Below are 21,822 nucleotides of genomic sequence, written 5' to 3'. Positions count from 1 at the left end.
GCACCTGACAAGGGCGCGGTGTTTCACCGCGCCTTTTTTCATGCGCGCGGAGATGCGCTTTAGCCGTGACAAAGCGAATTAATGTATGGTATCTACAAATTCGAGAGCTCCAATCGGACAAGACAATACGGAGGAGAGAAGATGGCTGAAATTTTGATCAAGGGCGGGACGGTCGTGGATGGCACGCTGGCCCCCGCCTATGCGGCGGATGTGCGCGTGTCGGGCGATCGGGTGGTGGAGATCGGGGCCGATCTCGCCGCGCGGCCGGGCGAGGAAGTGGTCGATGCCGCTGGGTGCTATGTCACCCCCGGCTTTATCGAGCCGCACACCCATTTCGACGCCACGATGTGGTGGCAGGACGATCTCAATCCCCTGCCGGGCTACGGCGCGACGACGATTGTCATGGGCAATTGCGGTTTTTCGCCGGCCCCGATTTCCGACGACATGAACGTGCGCGATGAAATCGTCGGCATTTTCGCCTTCTTCGAGGATATCGACAAGGAAGCTTTCGTCAACGAACTGCCGTGGGACTGGCGCAAGTGGTCCGAATACAAGGCGTCGATGACTTCCAAGGTCAAGTTGCCGCTGAACTATGCGGCATTTGTCGGCCATATTGCCATTCGCCTGGCGGTGATGGGCATGGACGGATGGACGCGCGCCGCGACGGACGAGGAAATCGCGCGGATGTGCGAACTGCTCGACGATGCGTGCAAGGCGGGTGCGATGGGCCTGTCGACGAACCAGCTCGACTATGACGGCGACGAACGCCCGGTGCCGACGTTCGCGGCCGAGGACAAGGAATACCGCGCGCTGCTCGAAGTGCTCGCCCGTCATCCAGGCACGGTGTGCCAGATCGTGATGGACACCTTCATCCGGCTGACCTGCCCGGCGGCGCTGGAACGTTTCGACCGGCTGTCCCAGGGCCTCGATGTCCGCATCCAGTGGGGCGGATTGCCGACGCTGGAATTCCAGAAGACGATTCTGGACGATCTCAAGCAGCAGCACGAGAAGCTCAAGGCCGAAGGCCGCGACTTCTGGACGGCTTACACCCATGTCTCGCCCACCAACACGCTCTCGCTTACCAAGTCGCTGATCTTCGCCCAGTCGGGCGATTTCGTGTGGCACGAAGTTGTCACCGCCGACAGTTGGGAAGAGAAGGAACGCCTGCTCGCTGATCCGGACTGGCGCGCGCGTGCCCGCGAAAGCTGGGACACCAAGGCCTGGGCCCATGCCCCGATGAACAATCCCGACCGCCTGTTGCTGCGCAATTCGGACAACGGCGTGGGCCCGATGAATCTCACGCTGGTCGATTACATGAAGATGACCGGGATCGAGCATCGCTCGGACGCGATGGCCGACTGGATTCTGCGCAACGGCGTGAAATCCACCGTCCACATGGCGCCGTTCCCGATGAACGAGGAAGTGATCCTGGAACTGATCCGCGATCCCAAGTCGGTCGGCAACGTGTCGGATGCCGGGGCCCATGCGCAGATGTTCTGCGGCCCGGGCGAAAACATGCTCTACTTCACGTACTATGTCCGGCAGGGCAAGATCACGATCGAGGAAGCCGTGCACGTGCAGACGGGCAAGCTGGCCGAGCATTTCAACCTGCAGGGCCGCGGCGTTCTGGCCGTGGGCAATCCGGCGGATATCACCGTGTTCCATATGGACGAGATCGAACGGCGCGAGGAGCGCAAGATTTTCGATGCGCCCGATGGCATGGGCGGGATCACCTGGCGCTACACCCGCGATCCGGCGCCGATGCGCCTGACGCTGGTGAACGGCACCCCCACGTTCGACCGCAACGGCGCCACCGGCACGCGGCCGGGGCAGTTCCTCGCGCCCGCGCCGGAGTTCCAGTACGCGCAGGCGGCGGAATAAGACACTACTCACGGGGCCGGGCGAACCCGGCCCCGTTCAGGGCGCTTCGCCGACAATCAGAACAGAAGCCCCGATCACGAACACAACGAAAATGGAGAGGACCCAATGGACGACTATATTCCCTATTTCATGCGCGGGTTGCAGGAGATTCCCACCGAATCGTCCCGCCTTGTCAGCTCATCCAAATTCCTCAATCACCCGGATATCCGCGAATATGTGATGCAGGAATCGCTGCGGCGGAATGGCCGCGACATGCCGATCACGTACGGCCTGCCGAAGCTGTTTCAGGCGCTCTACGAAATCCGCGATGAAAAGCGGATCAACGAGATGCTGGCCGATCAGTGCAAGACCAAGACCGAACTGGGCGATTACTTCGAGGAAGGGTTCATCTCGACCTATACCCGCGAAGATCTGAAGGTTTATGGGCCGAACACGGCGGGCGGGGAATATTACCACTACCTCACCGCGAACAATTTCGAGATCGTGCTCGATCCGCGGATTGAAATGAATCCCGGCTGGCGTCCGCAGAGCATGCTCGATTACTGGGATCTGCGCACCGGCCAGACGCATGATTTCGATCACCTTCTGGGCGGCGCGGGCTTCGATTTCCTTGGCGAAACGACACCGCTGTTCATGCGCATCGAAGGCTATTTCGCCTATTTCGACGATCCGGAACTGGCAGGTGAACTCAGCACGCTGCTGGCGGTGATGGCATTGCCCACGCTGATGCGCACGATCATCCATTATCCATCGACCTGGCCCGCGATGTCGCGGCATATCACCAACGGTATGCGCGTGGGCCGCGAATCCGATCCGTGGTTCCTGCGCAAGATGGAACCGATCCTCGGCATGTCGAAGGCCGATGCCCGCGCGCATATCGGGATGAAAGGGGTTGAGGAAGTCGACACCAATGCCGAATCCGATGTGTGGAGCGAAGGCGCGCAATCGGCGCAGCTGGTTCAGGCCGAAGCAGCCGAGTAACACGCTTCGCTGGAAGAACCGTCGGGGGCGTTGCCGCAGGGCAGCGCCCCTTTTGCTGGCCTGTAATGAGAGATAGCGGCCAGCACAGGTGCAATATCCCGCTGTGTTGTCGCTTTTGTAAGGATGCGGTGAACATCCCCCTTGCGGCATGTGCGGCGTTCGTGCCTGCTGTGCACACCCCAATAACAAACAGGACCGATCCGATGAAACTTTACTGGACCCCCGGCTCATGCTCTCTCGCGGTGCATATTGCCCTGCGCGAAACCGGCCAGCCGTTCGCTATGGCCCGGGTCGATATCATGACCAAGCAGTTGGAGGATGGCGGCGATTATCGTGCCGTCAATCCGCGCGGGGCGCTGCCCGCGCTCGAACTGGACGATGGCCAGGTGCTGACCGAAGGCGCGGTGCTGCTGCAATATGTGGCGGACAAGGCGGGCGGCGGCGCACTGATCCCGCAGGCTCTCGATTTGCCGCGCTATCGCGTGCTTGAATGGTTGAACCATCTGGCCACCGAACTGCACAAGGGCTTTTCCGTGCTGTTCAACCCGGGCGCGCCGGATGCGTTCAAGCAGGCTGTCAGTGCCAAGCTGACCGGGCATTTCGTGGATATGAACGAGGCGCTCACCGCCAGCGAGTGGCTGGCGAACGACGCCTACAGCGTGGCCGATATCTATGCTTTCGTGATCTCCAACTGGGCCGGCATGGTCGGTATCGACCTGTCGGGCTTTGCGGCGCTGGAGGCGTTCCGCGCGCGTGTGGCCGCCCGCCCGGCGGTGCAGGCCGCGCTCAAGGCCGAAGGGCTAGCCTGAGAGGCAGGATGGCAGCTGACCGCCCCGTGGTGGGGCGGTCAGACTGTGTGCGCCGCGATCAGCGCAGTTCGATCGTCACCTGGTCGATCTTGCCCTGTTCGAAAGCATAGCCGAGCGGCGCATCGACGGGGTATTTGCCCGCTGCCGATCCGGTATCGGTGCCGACATCGAACGTCTCGTTGATCGAGAACATCGACGGCGGCGATGCGGGTAGGGTGTCGCTCGCCACCGGCTGGCCGTTGACCGACAGCGTCAGCTTGCCTCCTTTGGCATAGCCTTTACCATCATAATCGAAATCGACGCGCAGCGTGTTGGCGCCGGGCGCCAGCGGCGCGCCCTTGAGATCGACCGTCTTCACTTCGAACAGGCGATAGGTGAATCTGGGCCGTCGTTCGGCATCGAGATAGAGCGACCAGCCCGCCGCCGTGCCGCCGATCGTGGCGATCACGCCGCGGGTGCCATCCTTCACGCCGATATCCGACAGCAGCGACCACGAACGGTTCATCATGTGCGGCACGGCCTTTTCCGGCACGCTGATCGCGCCTTCGTGATAGGTCGCGCGGGTCACGCCCCGGGCCAGATCGGGCAGGCCGCCGTTGTCGAGTTGCTGGCCTTTCAGCGGCAGCACATTGTTGGCTTCCGCTTCCTTGAGGAACAGCGCTTTGAGTTCTTCGAGCTTCGCCGGATAGGTCGCGGCCAGATCGGTCGCCTGCGAGAAATCCTTGCGCAGGTCATAGAGTTCCCACTTGTCCTGATCGAAGGGTTTGTTGCCGCTCGAAATCACGTTCCACGGCAACCGGTCGTGGAACGCCGAAGCCATCCAGCCATCGTGATAGATCGCGCGGTTGCCGAAAACTTCGAAATATTGCGTGGTGTGCCGTTCGGGCGCTTTCGGATCGCCGAAGCTGTACATCAGGCTGGTGCCGTTCATCGGCTTCTGGGCGATGCCGTTCACCACTTTCGGCACCGCGATCCCGGCGGCTTCGAGAATGGTGGGGGCGATGTCGTTCACGTGGCCGAACTGGCTGCGCAGCCCGCCCTTGTCGGCGATCCGCTTGGGCCAGGTGACGACCATCGGATTGCGCGTGCCGCCCAGATGCGAAGCGATCGTCTTGGTCCACTGGAAGGGGGCGTTGGTCGCCCAGGCCCAGGCCGAATTGACATGGGCATAGGCATCCGCGCCGCCGATCCGGTCCATCCCGGCGAGTTTGACCTGTTCGGGTTCGGGCAGGCCCTGAATCGCGCCCATATAGTTGAGGCTGCCGCCCAGGCCGCCTTCCGCGCTCGCCCCGTTATCGCCGACGATATAGACGAACAGCGTGTTGTCGAACTGGCCGCTGTCTTTCAAATCCTTGACCAGCCGGCCGATCTGATCGTCCGTATGGGCGAGAAAAGCGACATAGGCTTCCATCTGGCGCGAGGCGAAGGTCTTCTGTTCCGGTGTCAGGCTGTCCCACGCGGGCAGGCCGTCGGGGCGGGGCGTCAGCTTCGTATCGCGCGGGATCACGCCAAGCCGCTTCTGCCGGGCGAAGATCTCCTCGCGCATCTTGTCCCAGCCCTGCGAGAACTGGCCGCGATAGCGGTCGATATAGGCCTTGGGCACCTGGATCGGCGCATGAATCCCGCCCGTGGCGAGATAGAGGAAGAAAGGCTTGTCGGGCGTGACCGACTTTTGCGCCCGCACCCATTTGATCGACTGGTTCACCAGATCGTCGGTCAGATGATAATCGTCGCCCGCCGGGCGCATGATCGGGGTGGTCCCGTCATAAAGCGTGGGTTCGAACTGGTCGGTCTCCCCACCCTGGAAACCGTAGAATTTCTCGAATCCTTCCCCGGTTGGCCAGCGGTCGAACGGGCCGCTTTGCGAAACTTCCCAATCCGGTGTCTGGTGCCATTTGCCGAATGCGCCGGTGCTGTATCCGTTCTGGCGCAGGATTTCGGCGATGGTTGCCGTGTCCTTGGCATGGAACCCGGAATAGCCGGGCCGCGCATCCGCCGAGTTCATCACCGAACCGATCCCCGTGGCGTGCGGGTTGCGTCCGGTCAGCAGCGAAGCGCGGGTGGGTGAACAGATCGCCGTGGTATGGAACCGGTTATAGCGCAGCCCTTCGCGCGCCAGCTGGTCCAGCGTCGGCGTCAGTGCCGGGCCGCCGAATGTGGAAGCCGCGCCGAAACCGACATCGTCCAGCATCACCAGCACGACATTGGGGGCGCCCTTGGGGGCATGGCGCTGGTATTCCACCGGCGGCTGCGCCGGGGCGTTCTGCGCCACGGCAGGGGCCGCGCCGATGGCCATCGCACCTGCGGATGCGGCCAGCGTCAGCCACACCGCCGCGTTGCGGACAGGATTTCGTTTCATGGTCATCGCCCCCTTTTCGGCACTGGCGCCGGTCATTCCTTGTACGAGACCATACAGTACTAAAGAAAGGGGGCCGTGCAAGTGCCTTCTCGCGCCGTGCGCCGGTTCGCGCGCGAGTATCAGCTGCGATATTCCGCCGGGACAGGGCGCTGTGCCCGCCCGATGCGGGCAGGCTCCTGCGCTTTCATGCAAATGGATGATGACGGCAACGCCCGCCCGCTGCACATTGTATCCCAAGAAAACATGGGAGAAAGCATGGCTGATGCCGGGATTGTCATTCGTGGCGGACTGATCTGCGACGGGACGGGGGCGGAACCCTTCGCGGCCGATATCCTGCTGCAGGGCGGACGGATCGCCGCCATCGGCGCCATCACCGCGCCCGATGCGGAAGTGATCGATGCGCACGGGTGTATCGTCACGCCCGGCTTCGTCGATCTGCACACCCATTACGATGGACAGGCGATCTGGTCCGACCAGCTGATCCCGTCGTCGCAACATGGGGTGACGACGGCGGTGCTGGGCAATTGCGGAGTCGGCTTTGCCCCCTGCCGGGCCGAGGACCGGGAGCGGCTGATCGGCGTGATGGAGGGGGTGGAAGACATTCCCGAAGTCGTGATGGCCGATGGGCTGACATGGGACTGGGAAAGCTTCCCCGACTATCTCGATGCGCTGGAACGGCGGCGGCGGGATATCGATGTCGCCGCTTATATTCCGCATTCGGCATTGCGCGTGTTTGTGATGGGGCCGCGCGGCGCGGCGCGCGAACCGGCCACGGCGGAAGATCTGGCACGGATGCAGGACCTGGTGCGCGAAGCGATGCGCGCGGGTGCACTGGGCTTTGCCACGTCCCGCCAGTTCATCCACCGCACGCATGATGGGGCGATGATCCCCAGCTTCGACGTGGCGGAAAACGAACTGCGCCTGCTGGTGGAAGCGATGGGGCCCAAGGGCGTGTTCCAGATCGTGCTCGACACCCCGCACAGCACCTGGACCGAAGAACTGGCGGTGGTGCGCCGGGTGGTGGGCACCACCGGCTGTATGACGATGTTCACGCTGGGGCAGGGGGCGACCAATCCGGACGATTGGCGCGATGCGCTGGCGATTGTCGATACCGCCAATGCCGAAGGGCAGACCATCCGTGCGCAAGTGTTCCCGCGCCCGATCGGTATTCTCATCGGCCACGATCTTTCCGCCAATCCGTTCATGGATCGGCCCAGCTACAAGGCGCTGCCGCGCGATCTGCCGGGGCGCATCGCCGCCCTGCGCGATCCGCAGTTGCGCGCCGCGATCCTGGCCGAGGAATCGACCGGGGGGATGACGCCGCTTCAGGCGATGAGCACCGATTTCGCCCGCATGTTCGTAATGGGGCCCCGGCCCGATTATGAACCGCGCGCGCAGGACAGCATCGCCGCGCGGGCGGCGGCGCAAGGCGTGTCCCCGCACGAACTGGCATACGATCTGCTGCTGGAGGACGATGGGCGGGCGATGCTTTATGTCGCGGTCGGCAATTATGGGCAGGGCACGCTCGATCCCATTCGCGAAATGATGCTGAACGACAACACCGTGCTGGGCCTGGGCGATGGCGGGGCGCATTATGGCATGATCTGCGATGCCAGCTTTCCCACGTTCATGCTTACCCATTGGGTGCGCGACCGGGACCATGGCCGCCTGCCGTTGCCCTGGGTGATCGACGCCCTGTCCCGCACACCGGCCTATGCCGCCGGTCTGCACGATCGCGGGGTGCTGGCGCCCGGTCTCAAGGCGGATGTCAACGTGATCGATCTCGATCGGCTGGCGCTGCATCAGCCATCGGTGCTGCACGATCTGCCCGCAGGCGGCCGGCGCCTGGCGCAAGGGGCGGACGGGTTCGTGGCCACACTGGTCGGCGGTGTCCCGATCCAGCGCGATGGCGTGCCCACCGGGCAATTGCCGGGGCGGGTGATCCGGGCCGCCCACTGACCATTCAACAAGGAATTTGCGATGACGATACGAAATGGCGGCGATGCCGTGTGCGTGGCGCTGGAAGCGCTGGGCGTGGATGTGGTGTTCGGTATCCCCAGCCAGCACAATCTGGCGCTTTATGACGCGCTGGCGCGGCATGGCGGCATCCGCATGGTCGCCTCGCGCCATGAAGGGGGCGCGGTGCATGCGGCTGATGGCTATGCCCGGGCCACCGGCCGGCTGGGTGTTGCGATCACCAGCACCGGGCCGGGCACCGCCAATGCGGTGAACGGGCTCTACGAAGCGGGCTTCGCCTCTTCGCCGGTGCTGCTGCTTACCACTCAGGTCGACCGCGTGCATCTGGGGCGCGGGCGCGGTTTCATCCATGATGCGGACGGGCAACTGGCCATGCTGCGCAGCGTCACGCGCCGGGCCGAATGCGTGATGCATCCCGAACGGATCACCGATACGATCCTGTCGGTCGCGGCCGATATCCTCACCGGGCGGCCTCAGCCGGGTGCGGTGGAAATCCCCACCGATCTCCTCTCCGCCCCGGCCCCGGCGGCGCAGGTGCCCGGTGTCCTGCCCGAACGGCTGGCGCCCGATGACGCATTGCTGGACAAGGCGGAGGCCTTGATCGCAGGCGCCCGGCGGCCACTGCTGTGGCTGGGTGGTGGCTGCGTGACCGCCGATGCAGTGGCCGAAGTGCGCGAACTGGCCGCCAAACTGGGCGCGCCCGTGGTCAGCTCGCTCAACGGGCGCGGGGTGGTGGCGACGGACGATCCGCTGTTCGTCGGCAGCCAGACGCACTATCCCGCATTTCGCGAACTGATCGGGCAGAGCGATCTGGTTCTGGCCATCGGCACACGGTTCCAGGCGGTCGCCACTTGGTTCTGGTCGATCCCGATGCCGCCGCGCCTGATCCACATCGATGCCGATGTCACCATGCTCGGCCGCAATTACCCGGCGGAAATCGGCATCACCGGCGATGCCAAGCTGGCGGCGGCCGGACTGGCCCGGCGCATCGGTGATGGGACCGTGGACAGCCAGTATCTGGCGCTGGCGGCGCGGGTGCGGGAAGAACTGGCGGAGGATACGCTGCGCCGGATCGGGGCCGATCATCAGCAGATCTGCGATGCGATCGACCGGCTGGCCCCCGCGGATCGCAACGTGGTGTGCGATGCGACCATGGCGGGGACCACCTGGGGCAATCTGCGCCTGCCGGTTCGCCAGCCGCGCCAGTTCACTTATGCCACCAGCCTGGCCATCGGGCCGGCGCTGCCGCTGGCGCTGGGCGCGGCGATCGGTTCGGACCGCCGCACTATCGCGATCCATGGCGATGGCGGGGTGATGCTCAATCTTGGAGAACTGGCCACGGCGGTGGAAAACAAGGCCCCGCTCACGCTGCTGGTGTTCAACAATCAAGGCTATGGCAGCCTCAAATTCCTTCAGACGGCCTATGGCACGCCGCATGTCGGGGTGGAATTGCACACGCCCGATTTCGCCGCGCTCGGGCAGGCGATGGGCTTGCCGTCACGGCGTGTGGCAACGGCGCAGGCGTTTGAGGAAGCCTTTGCCGAAGCGATGGCCATGGCCGGACCGAACCTGATCGAAATCGATATCAGCGCAATGGCCCCGCTGGCGATGTAGGATCGGCGGGGGCGGTGCCGATGCGCCGCCCCCGCCGCCATCCCGTATCACTCCCGCATCGCGGTTGCCGCTGATGCTGCCGGCTGGCCATCGCCGGGCAGCGAAAACAGCGCCACGCTGATCAGCGCGGTCCGGATCAATTGCGACTGGCGGTTGATTCCCATTTTGGAAAAGATCGAGCGGACTTGCGAACGCACGGTGTTGCGGCTGGTCGCCGCATTGCGCGCTGTTTCCCCGATGGAATGCCCATTGGCCAGCGAAAGCGCCACTCGCGCTTCCGCCGGGGTCAGGCCGAACAGTTCCATCAGGGCGTTTATCATGGTCATGCGCGGTTGGGCCGGATCGACCAGATGGACCAGCGCGGTGGGGCGGATGGCCAGCGGATTGTGGCTGCTGCCGCGCGCCGGGCGGACCAGCAGGCCGATGCTGTCCCTGCCGGACGGCCGGTTGACCGGCATCGCGCGGGGCGCGCCCGGCGCGGCTGGATCGATCGCGGCGGCGGCATTGCGGCGGATCAGGTCGTGCAATTCGCGGGACTGGCCGGCGCTGTGCAGGGCAAGCTTTCCCGCGCTGGTGGCGAACAGTCCGTCCCGCTGCTTGAGAAGGGCCTGCGCAGGGGGATTGGCTTCGAGGATGAGGCCATCGGAATCGACGAGGATGCTGCCTACCGACATGCCGGAGACGGTAAGCGCAAGCGCTTCCTTCTCCGCTTCCATGTCGATCCGCTGGACGAAAAGCTGCAACGCGGCGCGCAGGTAGGGGACGAGGCCCTGACAGATCGCCCGTTCGCGCGCGCCGAAATCGGCGCCCGTTTCGAGCCGGGCCAGTCGGAACTTGCCCGAAATCCCCCGGACGGAGCCGATATCGATCCCGAGAATGTATCCCACGCCATACTGGACAAGATATTCGCGATACAGCGCGGTGCGGCGCAGTTCATCGCGGGTCAGCCTGTCGCTGACCGTCGTCACCGTGCCTTCGGGCAGACCGTCGAGCAGTTCCTGATCGTAATGGCGGGCGATATAGTCCGCCGAGCCTTCGAGCGGCTGACCTTTGGACAGGATCAGCGATGGCTGCCTCTTGTCCTTGGTGAAAATCATCATGATGCTGTAATCGGCCCCGGTGGCCGCTTCGACGGCATCGAGAAAGCGGCTGAGCGGGGTTTCGTCCGCCAGGCTTTCGAACAGAGTGACAGTCAGTCGTTCGACCACTTTCTCCACGGGTATCGGCGAGCGGGGCGGCCGCGCATCGGTGCCGCAGGCTTCGCGGATGATCCGGGAAACCGAACTCTGGCTGGCCCCGGTTTCGGCGGCGATGGCGCGGGAATTCAGCCCCCCGGCATGAAGCGCCAGAATCGCGCTGCGCTGCTCCGCGCCGATCTGCCGGGGTGCGCCCGGGCGGCAGGTGTCGGTCAACCCGTCCGGCCCGCCGGTGAGGAAACGGTGTTGCCAGCGCCTGACAGTGGCGGGCGTGGTGCCGAACTCCCTGGCGATCATGCTGGCGGATCGGCCCGCCGTGGCGGAGGCAAGCACGATATGGCACCGCTGCGCCAGCGTTTGCGTGTGGGCCGTTCGCGCCAGTTCGAGCAAGCGCGCACGGTCATCTGCGTTAATGCAGAAAGTCTGCCCCATCCTTCTCCACCTTTCTGCTTCCATCGCGGGTGGGGTGAGATATTTATAACTCACTCTTTGCCCGGCGGTGCGGCCTTTTGTTATTTTTCGGCTGGATATCGGGAATATCCCAGCCATTTTGTCAGCCTTCTTATCAATTATTGCGACATTGCGCATAGTCCTGATGGAGGATGAGGCATGGGACCCCGAACCATAACCTCCCGACCAGAGAGAGAAGCGCCCCCGGCCGATTCGCTGGCTGCAAGGGGATGCCAACGAGCGGGGAGATCATGGAACATTGTCCATCCTTTTTCTGGCGATGCGCGGGCATCTGTGAAAATCATCGACGGCGACAGCGGTCCCGCAGCATGTGTCGCATCGGGGCAGAGCCGGCTCCGCTTATAAGAGGAAAGGATTGAACCATGCGCGCAGCCATTTTCGAAGAGACCGGGCAGCCCCTGATCGTCACCACGGTCGACGATCCGCGCCCCGCGCCCGATGAGGTGGTGATCGAAGTGGCCCATTGCGGAATTTGCGGGTCCGATCTCCATGTCACCGAATATGGGTTCGTGCCCAGGGGGACGATCCTCGGCCATGAATTCGCGGGCACCATCGTGGAGGTGGGCCGCGATGTCTCCTCAGGCTGGAAAGTGGGCGACCGGGTCACCGCGCTGCCCATTCAGGCGTGCCGCACTTGCGAAGCCTGCACCGATGGCCTGCCGGGCCTGTGCAGCACCGGCCTGTTCACCGGCACCACGCTCACCAATCCGGGCGCCTATGCCCAATATGTGAAAGCGCGCGGGGTGATGCTGCAGGCGTTGCCCGCGGGCGTATCCTTTGCGGATGGGGCGATGGTCGAACCGCTGGCCGTGTCACATCATGCCGTTGGTCTGGCGGGCGATCTGACCGGCGCTTCGGTGCTGGTGATCGGTGCGGGGCCGATCGGTGTGGGCGCTGCGCTGTTCGCGCGGCTGGCGGGCGCGCGGCATGTGGTGGTCAGCGAACCTTCGCCCACCCGGCGGCAGCGCGCGCTCGATGTCGGGGCGACACATGCGCTCGATCCCAAGGCAGGCCCGGTGGCTGAAGGGTTCGCCGCTATTGCCGGGCACCGCCCGCAGGTGGTGTTCGAATGCGTGGGCAATCCCGGCCTCTTGCAGCAGGCCATGGAACTGGCCGGTGTGCGCGGGCGTGTGATCGTGGCCGGGGTCTGCTTCGGCGAGGACCAGATCAGCCCGATAACGGGGATCATGAAAGAGGTGAACCTGCAGTTTTCGCAGTGCTACACCGAGCGGGATTTCGCCGGGGTGATCGACGCGCTGGCTAAGGGCCGGGCGGATGCCAGCCCGATGCTGACGCAGATCATCGGCTTCGGCGAACTGCCCGCCGCGTTCGAAGCGCTGCGCAAGCCCACCGATCAATGCAAGCTGCTGATCGATCCGCATCGCGCGGGCTGATCGGCATCAACCAGGCTATCGCCCCGGCAGCGGGGCACGGGAGAGGAAATGGACATGAATGGAAGTGTGCGGCGCGGGCGGAAAATGCGGTCATGGCGGGCAGGTGCGATTGGCATGGCCGCCGTGGCGATGATTCACGCAGGCGCGGCCTCGGCGCAGGATGTCGCGCAGGCCGGGGCCGCCGTGGTGCCGATGGCGCCGCCGTTGCAGGTGCAGGCCCCCAAGGGCGCCCCCAATGTCGTGCTGGTGCTGCTGGACGATGTCGGTTTCGGCGCGGCGGCCACGTTCGGCGGGCCTTCGGCGACGCCCACACTGGATACGCTGGCGAAGGATGGGCTGCGCTACAACCGGTTCCATACCACGGCGATCTGTTCGCCCACCCGCGCGGCGCTGCTGTCGGGTCGCAACGCCCATGCGGTGGGGATCGGTGCGGTGATGAACACCGCCGACAGCCGCCCCGGCTATCGCGGGGTGCATGCGCGCGATGCGGCCACGATTGCGAAACTGCTGCGCGATGCGGGCTACAACACCGCGGCTTTCGGCAAATGGCACCAGACGCCCGATTGGGAAATCTCCCAGTCCGGCCCGTTCGACCGCTGGCCGACCGGGCAGGGCTTCGAGAAATTCTACGGCTTCATGGGTGGGGAAATCGACCAGTTCGAACCGACGCTGGTGGAAGGCACCACCCCGATCCTGCGCCCGGCGGGCAAGGATTATCATCTGACCGCCGATCTTGCCACGCGGGCCGTCGAATGGATGCATCAGCAACATGCGCTGACGCCGGACAAGCCGTTCTTCCTCTATTTCGCACCGGGAGCGACCCATGCCCCGCTGCAGGTGCCGCGTGAATGGATCGAACGCTATCGCGGCCAGTTCGACGGCGGGTGGGATGCTCTGCGGGTCAAGATTCTCGAACGCCAGAAGAAGCTGGGCGTGGTGCCCGCCGATACCAAATTGACCCCGCGCCCCGCGGGAATGCCTGCGTGGGACAGCCTCAGCGCCGATGACAAGAAGATCGCGGCGCGGCTGATGGAAACCTATGCCGCGTTCCTCGCCCATACGGACCATGAAATCGGCCGTCTGGTGCAGAGCCTGAAAGACAGCAGCCAGTACGACAACACGCTGTTCATCTACATCGTGGGCGATAACGGCGGTTCGCCCGAAGGCGGGCTGGACGGCAGCATCAATTACATGGGCAAGCTGCAGGGCGTGCCTGAAGATCGCGCCAAAGTGCTGGCCCGGCTGGACGATATCGGCAACGCGGATACTTATGCGCATTACAACACGGCCTGGGCCTGGGCGCTCAATTCGCCGTTCCAGTGGACCAAGACGATCGCCTCGCATCTGGGCGGCACGCGCAATCCGATGGTCGTCACCTGGCCGAAACGGATCACCGACAAGGGCGGACTGCGCAGCCAGTTCGGCCATGTGAACGACATTGCCCCCACCATTCTCGAAGCGGCGGGCCTTGCCGCCCCGGCGGAAGTGGACGGAATCAAGCAGATGCCGATGAACGGCACCAGCCTGGTGTACAGCTTCGGGGATGCGAAGGCGCCTGAGCGGCACACGACGCAATATTTCGAAGTGTTCGGCAACCGCGCGATCTATCATGATGGCTGGATGGCGTCCGCGTTCCATAACCGTCTGCCTTGGGCGACGGGGATGGTGACGGCGGAAAAGCCGTTCGAAAACGACACATGGGAACTCTACGATCTGCGCAAGGACTATTCCCAGTCGACCGATCTGGCCGCGAAGTACCCGGCCAGGCTGGAAGAACTGAAAGCGCTGTTCACCAAGGAAGCGGCGGCCAATCAGGTGTTGCCGCTCAAAGGGCCGACGATGGGCGATCCCGCCTTGCCCAGCTTCACCGGCAAGCGGACGGCCTTCACGTACTATCCCGGCACGGTCGGCGTGCCCGAAGTCGGCGCGCCCAAAATGATGAACCGGTCATGGGATCTGACCGCCACTGTCGATATCCCTGCGGGCGGGGCGAAAGGCGTGGTGGCGACGATCGGTGGCACGGCGGCGGGGTGGTCGCTCTATCTCGACGATCAGGGCAAGCCCCGGTTCACCTATCGCCTGTTCGAACTGAAAACGGCCGATCTTGCCGGTGCGAAGCCCCTGGCGCCGGGGCGGCATACCTTGCAGGTGGCGTTCGATTACGATGGCGGCGGTTATGGCAAGGGCGGCACTCTGCGCCTGCTTGTCGATGGCCAGCCCGCCGGGGAGGAACGTCTGCCCTCCAGCCCGCCGGGGTTCTTCTCGATCAGCGAAACCTTCGATGTCGGCATCGATACCGGATCGGCGGCGGGCCACTATCCCGCTGATGCGGCGCTCGGTTATCCGTTCGCGGGCGGCAAGATCGAAAAGGTCGATATCACGCTGCGTTGAGTCAAGGCTCTGCGCCCTCGCGCCGGTTCAGCCGGAGCGTGGGGGCGGGGGGCGCAGCAGCCGTTTCACCAGCCGGTGCAGCAGCAGCAGCGTGGCCACGACGACCAGCAGCAGCACACCCGCGATCACGATGGCGGTCGCCGGATTGGTCAGCGCCAGCGCCAGCAGGCCGCCGGTGGCGACATCTTCCCCGGTCGACAGCGCGATATTGCTGAACGGTTCGGGGCTGGTGTTGACCGCCGCGCGCGTGCCCGCCTTGGCGCTGTGCGACAGCAGCGCCGCCCCGCCGCCCAGCAGCAGGCTAACCACCTGCCACGCCGGGTCTTGCGCGTCGACGATGGCCATCGCCAGCAGCGCCCCGCCGACCGGGCGGATCAGCGTGTGCACGGTGTCCCAGATGGAATCGAGCCATGGCAGCTTGTCGGCGAAAAATTCGGCGATCAGCCCGATAGCGGAAATGCCGAGCACCCACGGGTTGGCCAGCACGTCGAGCCCGCTGATATGGTTTGGCAGCGAGAGCCACCCTGTCCGCATCGCCAAGCCCACGGCGAACGTGCACAGATAGATCCGCCAGCCCGATAGCAGGCTGATGCTGCCTGCAAGGCCGATGATCTCGACGATCCCCATACGCGCCTCCTCCCGCTCAGCCCACAGGGTCAGGCTGCTTCGCAGCCGCTATGCGCGCGCTAGAATAGCGGAACCGCGCGGGAACGTCATGCCCAACGCTGGCCCACCCGCGCGGTGAGGGTATCATCTGCCGGTCTTGACCAGCACGATCGGCGGCAATTCCTGCTCGGCCAGGGTGGGATCGACCGAATTGGCGGCGTCGTTGACCCACAACAGCCCGCCATCGGCGTCGTGGATCATGGCCTGCACGGCGTAGCGCATGCGCGATTGCAGCTTCGCGCGCGGGGCTTCGAGCCGGTAGGTGTAAGGCGGACCTTTGCCGTCAAGCTTCCGGGTCTGGCTGGTGATGGTGGTGGACGGCGCATCGGCATACGACACGTCCAGCAGCGCGATTGTGATGCTGGCGCCGGGCGGGGGCAGCATCCGTTCGCGATAGAGCACCGATCCGCTGACAGTGGCCATCCCCTCGTGCACCGCACCATCCGGCGCGGCCGCAGGGACCGGGGCGCAGGCGGTGGCCGCCGCGGCGAGAATCAGGGGAATGCAGAAACGCGTAACGGTAGAGATCATGGCCATTTCTTTCCTGTTGCGGTGTCAGAACGTGCCGGGTGGAGAAAATATCCTGACAAGTTCGGCGGATCGTTTTGCGCTTCCTCCGCTGCAGGCGGTTTGTTGCTTGCCATGTGACCAATATCATGAGGGCATGCAACAATTCGCTTTGCCGATAGAGTACTGATTTTCAGGATAAACTGCCCCATTAAACAACTGTTTGGGATTTTTTGGACCTGTCCCAGTCTTCCGCCGGGCACAAAATCGGAATTCAGCCATTCTATACTTCGGAAAACAGATCGGCCTTTCGCTCCGTAAAATGGGGCGCGCGAATGCGGACAGGGCTGCTGCGAATGGAAGGAAAAGAAATTGGCGGAAGAAAACCAGGATCGCGAAACGTTGATCGCTTTGACCTCGGATGTGGTGGCGGCCCATGTCAGCCATAACAGCGTGAGCGTCGATCAGATTCCCGTCCTGATTGCGAAAGTCTATCAGTCGCTGGCCGGGCTCGGTCAGGCAGCGGCCCCGGCGCCGGTGGTTCGCGAGCCGGCGGTCCCGATCCGGGCATCGGTGCGCCCCGATCATGTCGCCTGCCTCGAATGCGGCCGGAAGATGAAAATGCTCAAGCGCCATCTCACCGCCGATCATGGGCTGACGACGGAAGAATATCGTCAGCGCTGGGGACTGGCGGCCGACCATCCGCTGGTCGCGCCCAATTACGCCGACCGCCGCCGCGATCTGGCCAAGGCCATCGGTCTGGGCCGTGGCGGGCGCGGGCGTTCGAAAGCGGGCGAAATGTCTTCGCTGAAGAGTGCGCGCCAACCCAAGTCCGACCAAGCCAAGTCTGGCTCACCCAAGTCAGGCCAAGCCAAGGGCGCGGCCCGTTCCAAGGCTGTTGCCGCTGGCGGGGCTGCCTGAACCCTTTTTGCGTTCCCGGCGTAGTTTGTGCGCCGGGGAGGCATCGTCAGGCCGGATTGGCGAAGCGATCCGCAATCAGCCGTTCGAACACCGAAGTCACACTGCGTTCGATCGTATCGACCATCACCATGGTCTGGTGATCGACTTCGATATTGACCCGATCTCCCACCGCATAGAGGCCGAAGGTCGTCTGCCGCAGCGTTTCGGGAATGAGGTTGATCGTGAACACGTCGTTCTGCGCATCGGCGACGGTCAGGCTGCATCCGTTGACGGCGAGGAAGCCGCGTTTGAACACATAGCGGTGCCACGGCGCGGGAACGCGGATTTTCAGCCACATGTGATTGTCGGCATCCTTTTCGAAGCCGATGATTTCCGCCGTGCCCGAAACATGGCCGGCGGTAATGTGGCCGCCGATCTCATCCCCCATTCTGGCCGAACGCTCGATATTCACCCGGTTATGCGCCAAGGTGCCGAGATTGGTGGTGTCGAGCGTGCCGGTGGTCGCATCGAAGCCGATCAGATCGCCGTCAATCGAAGTGACCGACAGGCACACCCCTTCCACCGCGACGCTGGCGCCCAGCACCAGCCCTTCGGTCAGGTGCGGCGGGAAGCGCAGGATCAGCGCCAGGCGGCCGGGCAGGTGGTCCGCTTTGACGATATCCGCCATGCCCTGAACCAGACCCATGTACATACCGCAATTCTCCGCCGTTTCGCCTTTCCATGGCCCATGGGAAAAATTCCGGCCCCTGTCCACAGTGCGCCTGCCCACCGGGGCGGACGGCGGGCCGGGCCATGCGCCCGATGCTTTCCCAAACGAACAATTGGCGATAGGGCGCGTGTCCATCCGCCGCCATTCGGAGATACGATAGCGTGAAAGCCTTGCTCGCCCGCTTGCAGATCGATCCCTATCTGCTGATGCTGCTGGGAACGATGGCGCTGGCCACCGTGCTGCCCGCGCGGGGGGTGTGGGCGCCGATCGCCGGGGGCGTGGCCGATGCCGGGATCGTGGCGCTGTTCTTCCTTCACGGGGCGCGGCTTTCGCGCCAGGCGGTGCTGGATGGCCTGCGCAACTGGCGCTTGCATCTGGCGGTTTTCGCGATGACATTCGCCGTGTTCCCGCTGCTGGGCCTTGGCATCCATGCGATTCCGGTGCTGGAACCCGAACTGGCGACAGGCCTGCTGTTCCTCACGCTGCTGCCTTCCACGGTGCAATCGTCCATCGGATTCACGGCGGTGGCGCGGGGCAATGTCGCGGCGGCGGTGTGCAGTGCGTCCTTTTCCAATCTTGCCGGGATTTTCATCACTCCGTTGCTGGTGGCCTTGCTGATCACGGGGAAAAGCGGCGGCGTTTCCACGCATATGGTGCTGACGATTGCGTTCCAGTTGCTGCTGCCGTTCCTTATGGGCCACTTCCTGCGGCCGTGGATCGGCGAATGGGTGGCGCGGCAGAAGAAACTGCTCGCTTTCGTCGATAAGGGCTCGATCCTCCTCGTCGTCTATACCGCGTTCGGCGCCGCCGTGGTCGAAGGGCTGTGGCGGCGGGTTGCACCTGTGGATCTGGCGATGGTGCTGGGGATCTCGGCCGTGTTGCTGGGGGTGGTCCTGTGCCTCAGCTATGCGCTTGCGCGGATGCTGAAGATGCCGCGCGGGGATGCGATCGTTCTGCAATTCTGCGGTTCGAAGAAAAGCCTGGCGACCGGCGTGCCGATGGCGGGCGTGCTGTTCGCCCAATCGCAGGTGGGGGCGATCCTGTTACCGGTGGTGATCTTTCACCAGATCCAGTTGATGGTCTGCGCGGTGCTGGCCCAGCGCTATCGCGCGGCGGCCGACCGGGAGGATGCGGCCGGGGAAGCCGCCGCCCGGCAAGCCCCGGCCTGATCGGCGATCAGCCCGCGCCTTGCAGGAAGCGCGTGATCCATTGCGCCGCCAGCGCGTTGTCCATCGGCTGGCGCAAGCTGGCGATGGCGAGATCGGCTTCGGCATCGGTCAATCCGCGGCCACGCCGCAGATCGGCCAGCGCGGCGGCATAAGCGGGCGTGAATTCGGGATGGAGCTGGAGCGAGATCGCCCGGCTGCCGGTATAGGTCAGCGCGCCATATGGGGCGAAACTGCTCCCCGCCGCGATCATGGCATCGGGCGGCAGCGCGACCACCTGATCCTGATGCGATGCGGGCAAAGTAAAGCGCTCGGCCCCGGTGATCCATGTAGGGGGCTGGCAGACTTCGTAGCTGTGCGCCCCCACGCCCCAGCCCTTGGGCGAAGGGACCACGGTGCCGCCGAACGCCTCGGCCATGATCTGGTGGCCGAAACAGATACCTACCAGCGTGGCCTCGGCCCTGGCCGCGTTCAGGAAGCGTTTGAGATCGGCGATCCAGGGCAGGGGATCGTAAGCCCCGCAGGCCGAACCGGTGACGATATAGGCCGGGCAGATATCGAGGCGGTCCGGTAATTCGCCCGCTTCGGCATCGAACGTGCGGTACGTGAAAGTATCGGCGCCCAGAAGATCGCGGAACATCGCGGGATAGCCGCCAAAGGCGCCGAGTGCGGCGGGCGGGGCGCCGGTCTTGAGAATTCCGAGCAGCATTGAAGGATTCCTCCCTTGATCATCCTGCCTCATGCATCCTCTGCCACAGGGGTAATGCCGATGGGGCCGCGCAAGCAAGAGCCTCCGGGCAGTGGGCCGGATACCATCGGTGCGCTTGCGCGTTGGCCGTTTATGGCGCAGCACCCGCGTGCCATAGCAGGAGGTTGTGACATGGTATCGCCCGACAGCAAGATCGTGATTTGCCCGGCCTGCACCACGCCCAACCGCGTGCCTGCCGCCAGGCTGGGCGCGGGCGGCAAATGCGGGCGATGCGGCAAAGCGCTGTTCACGGGCGAGCCTGTGACGCTGGTGGCGGCCAATTTCGATGCCCATGCCACGCGCAGCGATATTCCCCTGCTGGTCGATTTCTGGGCCAGCTGGTGCGGGCCATGCCGCCAGATGGCGCCCGCTTTCGCGGCGGCGGCCGGCGATCTGGAGCCAGCGTTGCGGCTGGGCAAGCTCGATACCGAGGCGGAGCAGGCAATCGCCGCGCGTTATGGCATCCAGTCGATCCCGACGCTGATCGTGATCGCCAAGGGCCGCGAAGTGGCGCGCCAATCGGGTGCGATGCCCACCGGGGCGATCATCCGCTGGGCCCGGCAGGCCGTGGGGTGATGGCCCGAATCCGGCAATGTGCCAAAATTACGATGCTTTTCTAAAGATTCTGGCTGAAATGGAAGCAGCCTGCTAGCGGCACCCCCAAACATGCCTTTCCCATCGGTGCGGCATGATCGCGGGTGCCGCGCATGCGCGTGTCTGTGATCGGCTGCCAGGTTGTCAGTACGCGAAGGAGAACCCATGACAACATCCATGCTCGATCAGGCGCTGGTCCGCCTGGACGATGCGGCACAGCATCTCAAGCTGGACCCCGATGTGCTGGAGAAGCTCAAGTATCCGCGCGAAACCACCAAGACCCGGCTGCTGATCCGCATGGATGACGGATCGCGCAAATCCTTCATGGCCTGGCGCTGCCGCTATGACGACACGCGCGGGCCCACCAAGGGTGGCATCCGTTTCCACCCCGAAGCATCCATAGATGAAGTGGAAACGCTGGCGTTCTGGATGACTTTCAAGTGCGCGGTGATGAATCTGCCCTATGGCGGCGGCAAGGGCGCGGTGCAGGTCGATCCGCGCAAGCTGTCGAAATCGGAACTGGAACGCCTTTCGCGCGCCTATATGCAGGCTTTCGCCGGGATCATCGGCCCCGATCGGGATATTCCGGCCCCGGACGTTTACACCAACGCCATGATCATGGGCTGGATGGCCGATGAATACGCCTCGATCGTCGGGCGCGTGTCGCCGGCGGTGATCACGGGCAAGCCGATCGCGCTGGGCGGTTCGCTGGGGCGCGATGACGCCACGGCGCGCGGCGGGTTCTACCTGCTGCGCCATCTCGAAACCGAACTGGGCGTCGGCCCGGGCGCGCGCGTGGCCATCCAGGGGTTCGGCAACGCGGGCAGCCACATGGCCAATCTGTTGCATGGCGTGGGTTACAAGATTGTCGCCGTCACCGATTCGCGCAGCGGCATCCACGCGCCCGGCGGTGTCAGCTATGACGATCTGATCGCGGCCAAGCAGGGCGCGGGCCTTGCCAGCCTGGCGGACAGTCTGCCGGGGGCGAGCGTGCTGTCGCCTGACGATATCGTGGGTGTCGATTGCGATGTTCTGGTGCCTGCCGCGCTCGAAAACCTGATCCACGAAGGCAATGCCGATACCGTCAAGGGCAAAGTCGTGGTCGAACTGGCCAATGGCCCGATCACGCCCGAAGCGGATGCTATCCTGGCGAAGAAGGGTATCATCGTCCTGCCCGACATTCTGGCCAATGCGGGCGGTGTGACGGTATCCTATTTCGAATGGGTGCAGAACCGCCAAGGCTATTACTGGACAGTGGGTGAAATCCACGACCGACTGAAAGCCAGCATGGAAAACGAAGGCCGCGCGATCTGGCTCCTGGCCAACGATCGCGGGATTTCGGTGCGCAGCGCTGCCTACGTCCACGCGCTGAGCCGCCTTGCCGAGGCGATCGAAGCGCACGGCACGCAGCAGTTCTTCACTTCGTAAGCGGAACAGC

17 protein-coding genes are annotated in these 21,822 nt (G+C 64.3%); 11 read left to right on the top strand and 6 right to left on the bottom strand.

Annotated elements, in window-relative coordinates:
* The first annotated feature begins 141 nt into the window (after positions 1–141).
* The 3 genes from K5X80_RS00870 (at position 142) to gstA (ending at position 3,671) form a co-directional block, all read left to right on the top strand.
* Positions 142–1,881, top strand: coding sequence for an N-acyl-D-amino-acid deacylase family protein (locus tag K5X80_RS00870; protein ID WP_222558994.1), 1,740 nt, complete (start codon positions 142–144; stop codon positions 1,879–1,881).
* Between the two features lie 105 nt (positions 1,882–1,986).
* Positions 1,987–2,862, top strand: coding sequence for a hypothetical protein (locus tag K5X80_RS00865; protein WP_222558993.1), 876 nt, complete (start codon positions 1,987–1,989; stop codon positions 2,860–2,862).
* A gap of 203 nt (positions 2,863–3,065) precedes the next feature.
* Complete coding sequence (gene gstA, locus K5X80_RS00860; protein WP_222558992.1) at positions 3,066–3,671, top strand: glutathione transferase GstA; 606 nt, start codon at positions 3,066–3,068, stop codon at positions 3,669–3,671.
* A 58-nt stretch (positions 3,672–3,729) separates the two neighbouring features.
* Here gstA and K5X80_RS00855 read toward each other — a convergent pair whose 3' ends face one another.
* Positions 3,730–6,030 carry an arylsulfatase gene (locus K5X80_RS00855; protein WP_222558991.1) on the bottom strand — a complete coding sequence of 767 codons (2,301 nt, stop codon included), beginning with the start codon at positions 6,028–6,030 and terminating at the stop codon, positions 3,730–3,732.
* 255 nt (positions 6,031–6,285) lie between these two features.
* On the opposite strand from K5X80_RS00855, the gene K5X80_RS00850 reads away from it, so the two are divergent.
* Together K5X80_RS00850 and K5X80_RS00845 are read left to right on the top strand one after the other, a co-directional pair.
* Positions 6,286–7,989: an N-acyl-D-amino-acid deacylase family protein gene (locus K5X80_RS00850; protein ID WP_222558990.1), complete on the top strand. Its 1,704-nt coding sequence runs from the start codon at positions 6,286–6,288 to the stop codon at positions 7,987–7,989.
* Positions 7,990–8,010: 21 nt separating this feature from the next.
* Complete coding sequence (locus K5X80_RS00845; protein WP_222558989.1) at positions 8,011–9,621, top strand: thiamine pyrophosphate-binding protein; 1,611 nt, start codon at positions 8,011–8,013, stop codon at positions 9,619–9,621.
* Positions 9,622–9,668: 47 nt separating this feature from the next.
* Here the strand turns inward: K5X80_RS00845 and K5X80_RS00840 are convergent, their stop codons facing one another.
* On the bottom strand, positions 9,669–11,249 hold the full coding sequence (locus K5X80_RS00840; protein WP_222558988.1) for a helix-turn-helix domain-containing protein: 1,581 nt from the start codon (positions 11,247–11,249) through the stop codon (positions 9,669–9,671).
* A 401-nt stretch (positions 11,250–11,650) separates the two neighbouring features.
* Between K5X80_RS00840 and K5X80_RS00835 the strand changes: the two genes are divergently transcribed.
* Positions 11,651–12,682, top strand: a complete 1,032-nt coding sequence (locus tag K5X80_RS00835) for an alcohol dehydrogenase catalytic domain-containing protein (RefSeq protein ID WP_222558987.1) — start codon at positions 11,651–11,653, stop codon at positions 12,680–12,682.
* A 54-nt stretch (positions 12,683–12,736) separates the two neighbouring features.
* Complete coding sequence (locus tag K5X80_RS00830; RefSeq protein WP_222558986.1) at positions 12,737–15,073, top strand: arylsulfatase; 2,337 nt, start codon at positions 12,737–12,739, stop codon at positions 15,071–15,073.
* Between the two features lie 27 nt (positions 15,074–15,100).
* Here the strand turns inward: K5X80_RS00830 and K5X80_RS00825 are convergent, their stop codons facing one another.
* Positions 15,101–15,700 carry a DUF4126 domain-containing protein gene (locus tag K5X80_RS00825; protein WP_222558985.1) on the bottom strand — a complete coding sequence of 200 codons (600 nt, stop codon included), beginning with the start codon at positions 15,698–15,700 and terminating at the stop codon, positions 15,101–15,103.
* A 123-nt stretch (positions 15,701–15,823) separates the two neighbouring features.
* Entirely contained in the window at positions 15,824–16,270 is a 447-nt protein-coding gene (locus K5X80_RS00820; RefSeq protein ID WP_222558984.1) for a YbaY family lipoprotein, read from the bottom strand.
* Between the two features lie 348 nt (positions 16,271–16,618).
* Between K5X80_RS00820 and K5X80_RS00815 the strand changes: the two genes are divergently transcribed.
* Complete coding sequence (locus K5X80_RS00815; RefSeq protein ID WP_222558983.1) at positions 16,619–17,167, top strand: Ros/MucR family transcriptional regulator; 549 nt, start codon at positions 16,619–16,621, stop codon at positions 17,165–17,167.
* A gap of 46 nt (positions 17,168–17,213) precedes the next feature.
* On the opposite strand, the gene K5X80_RS00810 is transcribed toward K5X80_RS00815, so the two are convergent.
* Positions 17,214–17,852 carry a riboflavin synthase subunit alpha gene (locus K5X80_RS00810; protein ID WP_261390583.1) on the bottom strand — a complete coding sequence of 213 codons (639 nt, stop codon included), beginning with the start codon at positions 17,850–17,852 and terminating at the stop codon, positions 17,214–17,216.
* A gap of 185 nt (positions 17,853–18,037) precedes the next feature.
* Between K5X80_RS00810 and K5X80_RS00805 the strand changes: the two genes are divergently transcribed.
* Positions 18,038–19,045, top strand: coding sequence for a bile acid:sodium symporter family protein (locus K5X80_RS00805; protein ID WP_261390582.1), 1,008 nt, complete (start codon positions 18,038–18,040; stop codon positions 19,043–19,045).
* A gap of 7 nt (positions 19,046–19,052) precedes the next feature.
* Here K5X80_RS00805 and K5X80_RS00800 read toward each other — a convergent pair whose 3' ends face one another.
* Positions 19,053–19,751 (bottom strand): type 1 glutamine amidotransferase, encoded by a 699-nt coding sequence (locus K5X80_RS00800; RefSeq protein ID WP_222558981.1) that lies wholly within the window; start codon positions 19,749–19,751, stop codon positions 19,053–19,055.
* Between the two features lie 171 nt (positions 19,752–19,922).
* Between K5X80_RS00800 and trxC the strand changes: the two genes are divergently transcribed.
* Positions 19,923–20,366, top strand: a complete 444-nt coding sequence (gene trxC / locus K5X80_RS00795; protein WP_222558980.1) for a thioredoxin TrxC — start codon at positions 19,923–19,925, stop codon at positions 20,364–20,366.
* Between the two features lie 183 nt (positions 20,367–20,549).
* Positions 20,550–21,812 (top strand): Glu/Leu/Phe/Val family dehydrogenase, encoded by a 1,263-nt coding sequence (locus tag K5X80_RS00790; protein WP_222558979.1) that lies wholly within the window; start codon positions 20,550–20,552, stop codon positions 21,810–21,812.
* Positions 21,813–21,822: the final 10 nt, after the last annotated feature.

Origin of the sequence: Caenibius sp. WL, from assembly GCF_019803445.1 — a bacterium.
In the GTDB taxonomy this organism is placed as follows: domain Bacteria; phylum Pseudomonadota; class Alphaproteobacteria; order Sphingomonadales; family Sphingomonadaceae; genus Caenibius.
This window is presented reverse-complemented; position numbering and strand designations above follow the sequence as displayed.

Excerpts from the sequence above, each read along its gene's own strand:
- K5X80_RS00870 (WP_222558994.1), top strand. The coding sequence starts at position 142 with ATGGCTGAAATTTTGATCAAGGGCGGGACGGTCGTGGATGGCACGCTG.
- K5X80_RS00865 (WP_222558993.1), top strand. The coding sequence starts at position 1,987 with ATGGACGACTATATTCCCTATTTCATGCGCGGGTTGCAGGAGATTCCC.
- gstA (WP_222558992.1), top strand. The coding sequence starts at position 3,066 with ATGAAACTTTACTGGACCCCCGGCTCATGCTCTCTCGCGGTGCATATT.
- K5X80_RS00855 (WP_222558991.1), bottom strand. The coding sequence starts at position 6,030 with ATGAAACGAAATCCTGTCCGCAACGCGGCGGTGTGGCTGACGCTGGCC.
- K5X80_RS00850 (WP_222558990.1), top strand. The coding sequence starts at position 6,286 with ATGGCTGATGCCGGGATTGTCATTCGTGGCGGACTGATCTGCGACGGG.
- K5X80_RS00845 (WP_222558989.1), top strand. The coding sequence starts at position 8,011 with ATGACGATACGAAATGGCGGCGATGCCGTGTGCGTGGCGCTGGAAGCG.
- K5X80_RS00840 (WP_222558988.1), bottom strand. The coding sequence starts at position 11,249 with ATGGGGCAGACTTTCTGCATTAACGCAGATGACCGTGCGCGCTTGCTC.
- K5X80_RS00835 (WP_222558987.1), top strand. The coding sequence starts at position 11,651 with ATGCGCGCAGCCATTTTCGAAGAGACCGGGCAGCCCCTGATCGTCACC.
- K5X80_RS00830 (WP_222558986.1), top strand. The coding sequence starts at position 12,737 with ATGAATGGAAGTGTGCGGCGCGGGCGGAAAATGCGGTCATGGCGGGCA.
- K5X80_RS00825 (WP_222558985.1), bottom strand. The coding sequence starts at position 15,700 with ATGGGGATCGTCGAGATCATCGGCCTTGCAGGCAGCATCAGCCTGCTA.
- K5X80_RS00820 (WP_222558984.1), bottom strand. The coding sequence starts at position 16,270 with ATGATCTCTACCGTTACGCGTTTCTGCATTCCCCTGATTCTCGCCGCG.
- K5X80_RS00810 (WP_261390583.1), bottom strand. The coding sequence starts at position 17,852 with ATGGGTCTGGTTCAGGGCATGGCGGATATCGTCAAAGCGGACCACCTG.
- K5X80_RS00800 (WP_222558981.1), bottom strand. The coding sequence starts at position 19,751 with ATGCTGCTCGGAATTCTCAAGACCGGCGCCCCGCCCGCCGCACTCGGC.
- trxC (WP_222558980.1), top strand. The coding sequence starts at position 19,923 with ATGGTATCGCCCGACAGCAAGATCGTGATTTGCCCGGCCTGCACCACG.
- K5X80_RS00790 (WP_222558979.1), top strand. The coding sequence starts at position 20,550 with ATGACAACATCCATGCTCGATCAGGCGCTGGTCCGCCTGGACGATGCG.